Source organism: Frigoribacterium endophyticum (genome assembly GCF_011759585.1).
In the GTDB taxonomy this organism is placed as follows: Bacteria; Actinomycetota; Actinomycetes; order Actinomycetales; family Microbacteriaceae; genus Frigoribacterium; species Frigoribacterium endophyticum.
In genome coordinates, this window is the sequence record NZ_JAAOYV010000001.1 from 1582305 (window position 1) to 1588767 (window position 6463).

The following is a 6463-nucleotide window of genomic DNA, read 5'->3' on the forward strand; positions in this document are numbered from 1 at the left end:
TCCTATGTCACGCGGGGGCCCGTCGGCACCCCGCTGTCGGGTCACGGGCGCCGATCGGCGCCGGCGGAGGCCAGCTGGAGGAGCTCGCGGGCGTGGTCGAGCCCGCTCGCGCTGTCGGGCAGGCCCGAGAGCAGGCGTGCCATCTCGGCCACGCGCTCGTCGCCGTCGAGCTGCTGGACGCTGCTCGCGGTGACCTCGCCCGAGGCGTCCTTGACGACGCGGAGGTGGTTCGTGGCGAAGGCGGCGACCTGCGCGAGGTGCGTCACGACGATCACCTGGGCCCGTTCGGCGAGAGCCGCGAGGCGGCGGCCGATCTCGATGGCCGCGGCGCCGCCGACGCCGGCGTCGACCTCGTCGAAGACGAACGTCGGCACCTCGCTCGACCCGGCCATGACGACCTCGAGGGCGAGCATGACGCGCGAGAGCTCGCCGCCCGAGGCGCCCTTGCCGAGCGGGCGCGGCTCGCTGCCCGGGTGCGGGCGCAGCAGGAGCGCCACGGCGTCGGCCCCGGACGCGCCCAGCTCGCCGCGGGGCGAGACCTCGACGACGATCTCGGCCCCCGCCATCGCCAGCGCGCGGAGCTCCGCGCTGACCCGGCTCGACAGGTCGGCTCCGGAGGCGCGGCGCAGGTCGGTGAGGACGCTCGCCCTGGTCTCCGCCTCCGCCCGGAACTGCTCGACCTCGTCGTCGAGCTGCGCGAGGCGGTCGTCGTCGCTGTCGAGCTCGACGAGACGGCGGCTGCCCTCGTCGAGCAGGCGCAGCGCGTCGTCGACGGTCGGGCCGTGCTTGCGGAGCAGCGAGCCGATCTCGGCCCGCCGCGTCTGGACGACCTCCAGGTCGCCGGCCGCGTCGGCGTCGAGGCTGCCGAGGTAGCTGGAGAGCCGCGACGACGATTCGCTGACCTGGACGCTGACCTCGGCGAGCAGGTCGGCGATCGGCTGCAGCGCGGCGTCGTGCGGGGCCACCCGCTCGACCTGGCGCCGTGCCTCCTCGACGAGCGAGAGGACGTCGCGGGTGCCGTCGACCGCGTCGGTGGACAGGATCTCGTGGGCGAGCCCGGCGGCGAGCCGCAGGTCTTCGGAGTTGCTGAGCCGCTCGGCCGTGGCGTCGAGCTCGTCGAGCTCGCCCGCGACGGGCGAGACCGCCTCGATCTCGTCGATCGCCTCGCGCAGCGCCTCGGCCTCGGCCCGGCGGGCGTCGCGGTCGCGGGTGATCTCGTCGAGCTCCGCCCGGGCCGCTTGCCAGGCGTCGTAGGCCGACCGGTACGACGTGGCCGCCTCGGCGAGCGGGGCGCCGCCGTGGGCGTCGACGGCGGCGCGCTGCGCCTGCGCCGACTTCAGCCGGATCTGCTCGCTCTGACCGTGCACCACGACGAGGTGGTCAGCGAGGTCGCCCAGGACGCCGATCGGGGCGGTGCGCCCGCCCACGACGGCCCGGCTGCGGCCCTCCGCCGAGACGACGCGGCTGAGGAACAGCTCGCCGTCGTCGACGTCTCCCCCGGCGTCGCGCACGCGCGAGACCACCGAGCCCTCCTCGGGCACGACCCAGCGGCCGTCGACGACCGCCTGGGCGCTGCCGGAGCGGACGATGCCGCTCTCGGCCCGCTGGCCGAGCAGGAGGCCGAGGGCGGTCACGACCATGGTCTTGCCCGCGCCGGTCTCGCCGGTGACGGCCGTGAACCCGGGGCCGAGGGGCAGGGTCGCCCGCCCGATGACGCCGAGGTCGCGGATCGCGATCTCCTCGATCACTCGGCGGCCGCCTGGTCGGGCCCGCGCCAGCCGGTGACCGGGAGGTGGAACTTCGCCACGAGGCGGTCGGTGAACGGCCCCTGGCGGAGGCGCGCCAGCAGCACCGGCTGCGTCGAGCGGGTGCACTCCACCCGGGCCCCGGGCGGCAGGTCGTGCTCGCGTCGGCCGTCGCACCAGAGGATGCCCTTGGCGTCGGTGCGGTTCATCACCTCGACGGCGAGGGTGGAGTCGGGGCCCACCACGAGCGGGCGGGCGAAGAGCGCGTGGGCGCTCAGCGGCACGAGGAGCAGCGCCTGCACCTCGGGCCAGACCACGGGGCCGCCGGCCGAGAAGGAGTAAGCGGTCGAGCCGGTCGGGGTCGACATGACGACGCCGTCGCAGCCGAAGGAGGAGAGCGGCCGCCCGTCGACCTCGATGACGACCTCGAGCATCCGCTCGCGGGAGGCCTTCTCGACCGTCGCCTCGTTCATCGCCCAGGTGCGGTAGACGACCTCGCAGTCGGTGGTGACCGTGACGTCGAGGGCGAACCGCTCCTCCACGTCGTAGTCGGCGGCGAGCACGCGCTGCACCGTCTCGGTCATCTCGTCGCGCTCGCTCTCGGCGAGGAACCCGACGTGGCCGAGGTTGACGCCGATGATGGGCGACCGGGTGCCGCGCACGAGCTCGGCCGCGCGGAGGATGGTGCCGTCGCCGCCGAGCACGATGACGCACTCGAGCTGGTCGGCCACGACGTCGTCGCCGAGGATGTGGACCTCGCCGACCTCGGGGGCCGCGACCCGGATGTCGTTCCACTCGTCAAGGGGCAGCACGGGCACGACACCGGCCGCGCGCAGGAGTCCGCAGACCTCCAGCGCCGCCCCGATGGAGTCCGGTCGCCCCGTGTGCGAGACGACGAGGATGTGTCGTGTCGAAGTGATCTCTCTCACGCTCCCGTCGTGGTGTCTGCCGTGCTCAGCCATTCTGTCGGATTCGTCCCGGTCGAGGCCGAGAAGTGCACCACGTACTCCTTGTTGCCCGCCGTGCCGACGATCGGTGAGGGGATGAGCCCCGCCGTGCCGAGGCCGAGGTCGTGGGCAGCCCAGAGCACGGTCGTCACGGCCTCGGCGCGCAGCGCCGGGTCGTGCACGATGCCCTCGCGGACGCCCTGGCGGCCGACCTCGAACTGCGGCTTGACGAGGAGGACGAAGTCGGCGCCGGTGCCGAGCGACGCGGTGAGCGCGGGGAGGACCATCGTCAGCGAGATGAACGAGAGGTCGGCCACGACGAGGTCGACGTCGTCGGCCCGGTCGGTGAGGCCGCGCAGCTGCTCGGCGGTGAGGTAGCGGGCGTTGACGCCCTCGATGACGGAGACGCGGCGGTCCGATCGCACCGACGGCGACAGCTGCCCGTGGCCCACGTCGAGGGCGACGACGTGCTCGGCGCCACGCTCGAGCAGCACCTGGGTGAAGCCGCCGGTCGAGGCGCCGACGTCGAGGGCGGTGCGACCGGCAGGGTCGACGCCGAACGCGTCCAGGGCGCCGACGAGCTTGTGGGCGGCTCGGCTGACGTAGTGGTCGAGGCCGGCGACCTCGACGCGGTCGGTGACCGAGACACGGGCGGAGGCCTTGACGGCGCCCGTGCCGTTGACGGTCACGAGGCCGTCGGCGAGCAGCCGGGCGGCGTGGGTGCGGGACCGCGCGAGGCCCCGGCGGGCGAGCGCGGCGTCGAGGCGCTCGTCGACGGCCTCGGCCGCGATCGGCTCCTCGGCCGTGGGCTCGGGCGCCGAGGTGCCGCGTCCGGAGCGGAGGGGCTTCCCCGAGGCGTCGACCGTCACCGGGGGCCCGCCGCGCCGTCGGCCGCCGTGCCCTCGAGCACGCCTCGGAGCTCGTCGTGGAGGGCGGCGAACGAGTCGGCCCGGGACTCCAACGGTGACTCCTCGACCTGGCGGAGGCGCGCCTCCAGGCCCGGCACCGCCGGCGGACGGTCATCCGTGCGCTGGCGCTCGGAACGCTCGTGCCCGGGGTCGTCGATCTGCTGCATGGTGGCGTCCACCCTAACCGTCGGGGTGGAGGGCGGGGTCGATGTCGAGGCCGTAGATCGCGCGGCCCGTGCCCCACACGGCGGCGGCGCCGGCCCGGAGGAGGTCGACGGGGTCGGGGCCGGGCGTCATGACCCGGACCGTGCCGCCGCGCACGGCGACGCTCGCGCCCCGGACGGTGACGACGTGCACGTCTCCCTCGTCGTGCTCGACGAGCTGGGGGTAGGGCTGCGAGAGCTCGCGGAGGTCGCCGAGCACGAAGTCCGGCCGAGACCGCGCGTCGGCGGCGAGGAGCTGCTTCGCCCCGTCGATGCCGGTGAGCACCAGCACCGAGACGAGGCCGGCCTCGTTCGCGCCGACGACGTCGGTGTCGAGGCGGTCGCCGATGAACAGCGCCTTCGTGGCGCCGAAGCGCTCGACGGCGGCGTGGTAGATCGGGGTCTCGGGCTTGCCCGCGGTGACCGGCAGGCGGCCGACGGCCGTGTGCACGGCCGACACGAGGGTGCCGTTGCCGGGAGCGGTGCCGCGCTCCTGCGGGATGGTCCAGTCGGTGTTCGTGGCGATCCACGGGATGTCGGCGGCCAGGGCGTACGACGCCTCGGCGAGGTCGGCCCAGCCCACGTCGGGGCTGAAGCCCTGCACGACGGCCGCGGGGTGGTCGTCGGCCGACCGCGCGACGACGAAGCCCTCCTGCTCGAGCACGGAGGTCAGGCCGACCCCGCCCACGACGAGGACGGTCGAGCCGGCCGGCACGGCGTCCGCGAGGAGGCGCACGGCCGCCTGCGGGGAGGTCACCACGTCGTCCTCCCCCACCGTCAGCCCGTAGCCGGAGAGCTGCTCGGCCACCGTGGCCGCGGTGCGCGACGCATTGTTGGTGATGTAGCCGACACGGTGGGTGCGGGAGGCGGCGGTCAGGGCCTCGACAGCGTGCGGCACGGCAGCGCGGCCCCTGTACACGACGCCGTCGAGGTCGGCGAGGACGGTGTCGACGCCGTCGAGCGGCGACGGACCGTCAGCCACGGTCGTCGGCCTGCTCGTCGTGGGGCTGCTCGTCGTGGGGCGGCTCGCCGTCGCCGTGCTCGTCGCCGCCGTGGTCGTCCTCAGCGTCCTCGTCGTCCGCAGCGTCCTCGTCGTCCGAAGGCGAGTCGACGACGTCGTCCGTCGCCTGCTCGTCCCCGGCAGAGCCATCCGCGTCCACGGGGTCCTCGTCGTCGGCGGTGACCTCGGCGGTCACGCCCTCGACGTCGATCCACTCGTCGTCGAGGTCGACCTCGAGCTCCTCCTCGACGATCTCGACGGTCTCGAGGTCGTCTCCGCCGGCGAGAGCGTCGAGAGCAGCGGACGCGCGCTCGGAGAGGACACGCCACTCGTCGCCCTCGGACTTCCGACCGAGGTCGTCGAGCACCGTCGCGTACGCGTCGAACAGCGCAGGGCTGTACGAGAAGGCCTTCTTGCGGTCGAGCTGGGGGATCTCGAGCTCACGCAGGGCGGCGTCGGGCTGACCGAGATCGAGGCGCGCGCCCGACATCGCGATGGCGAGCTGCACGCGGACGGGAACGTCGAGCGTGGCCACGTCGACCGAGCGGCCCAGCTCGAGGGCGCGCTCCGGACGCTCGAGGCCCCGCTCGCTGTCGACCATCAGGGGCAGGTGGTCGTCACGACCGGAGATCCGACGGTACGTGCGCAGCTCGCGGAGGGCCATGGCGTAGTCACCGACGGTGTAGGCCGTGATGGCGATCGTCTCGCGCACGACGCCGATGCGGCCGGCACGACGACCGGCCGAGAGGGCGTGCTTGTGGGCCTCCTCGGGGTCTTCGTCGATGAGGCGGCCCGCCATCACGAGGTGCTTGGCGACCCAGTCGGCGTTCTCCTTGCTCAGCGTCTTGAGCTCGCCACGAGCGACCTTGTCGAGGTCGCGGGGCTCCACGTCGTCAGGGACGTGGGCGACCTCCTGGGCCGGCCGGACGGACTTCAGGCCGTACGGGTCGCGCTCTTCCGGGGTCTGGCGATCCCGCGAGTTGAAGGAGTCGCGGCCACCACCACGACCGCCCGCTGCGGCCCCGCGGCCGGGCGCGCCCCGTCGGTCGCCCCCGCCCGGACGGTCGGACCGTTGGGGGCGGTCGCCGTAGGACGGACGATCCGAGCGCTGCGGTCGATCACCCGACGGGCGGTCGGACCGCTGCGGACGGTCACCGTACGACGGGCGATCTGACCGCTGCGGTCGATCACCCGACGGGCGGTCGGGCCGCTGCGGACGGTCACCGTACGACGGACGGTCAGAACGCTGCGGTCGGTCGCTGGACGGACGATCGAACCTCTGAGGCCGATCTCCCTGACGGGGGCCTGTACCCGACCGGCGGTCAGCCGAGCCGCGCTGCCCATCGGGGCTGCCCTGTGCCGGGCCTCGCGCGTCACGGCGTCCGCCGTCACGACCGCTGCCGGAGCCTGTGGAGCCGCCAGAGGAAGGGGAACGTCGGGGCCGGTCGTCTCGGTCGTCGTCGCGGTCGCTCACAGAGGTTCTCCTCGGGTCTTCTGGCTGCTGTTGTGTTGTGGCGCCCCGACTCTATCTCAGGGCCTTCGCCCGGGAAGGGCGGACAAACACAAAAGGCCCCTCCTGTGGAGGGGCCTTTCGGTGTGCCAGTCATGCTGTGCACTAAAGGAAGTCCGGCGGTGTCCTACTCTCCCACAAGGTCCCCCT

General features: G+C 73.9%; 6 protein-coding genes. All 6 read right to left on the reverse strand.

Annotation, left to right across the window (positions count from 1 at the left end):
• Positions 1-41 precede the first annotated feature (41 nt).
• The gene (gene recN / locus FHR77_RS07290) at positions 42-1748 is read right to left on the reverse strand and encodes a DNA repair protein RecN (protein WP_167259375.1); all 1707 of its coding nucleotides are present in this window, start codon (positions 1746-1748) and stop codon (positions 42-44) included.
• Positions 1745-2707, reverse strand: a complete 963-nt coding sequence (locus tag FHR77_RS07295) for an NAD kinase (protein ID WP_056055417.1) — start codon at positions 2705-2707, stop codon at positions 1745-1747. Before FHR77_RS07295 ends, recN begins: the two co-directional genes overlap by 4 nt.
• The gene (locus tag FHR77_RS07300) at positions 2671-3483 is read right to left on the reverse strand and encodes a TlyA family rRNA (cytidine-2'-O)-methyltransferase (protein ID WP_167259517.1); all 813 of its coding nucleotides are present in this window, start codon (positions 3481-3483) and stop codon (positions 2671-2673) included. Before FHR77_RS07300 ends, FHR77_RS07295 begins: the two co-directional genes overlap by 37 nt.
• A gap of 74 nt (positions 3484-3557) precedes the next feature.
• A complete protein-coding gene (locus FHR77_RS07305; RefSeq protein ID WP_167257823.1) occupies positions 3558-3767 on the reverse strand; it encodes a hypothetical protein in 210 nt (69 codons plus the stop codon).
• A gap of 13 nt (positions 3768-3780) precedes the next feature.
• Complete coding sequence (locus FHR77_RS07310; RefSeq protein ID WP_341777263.1) at positions 3781-4785, reverse strand: HAD-IIA family hydrolase; 1005 nt, start codon at positions 4783-4785, stop codon at positions 3781-3783.
• Entirely contained in the window at positions 4778-5692 is a 915-nt protein-coding gene (locus FHR77_RS15990; RefSeq protein WP_341777264.1) for a hypothetical protein, read from the reverse strand. The genes FHR77_RS07310 and FHR77_RS15990 overlap by 8 nt, the downstream gene beginning before the upstream one ends.
• Positions 5693-6463: the final 771 nt, after the last annotated feature.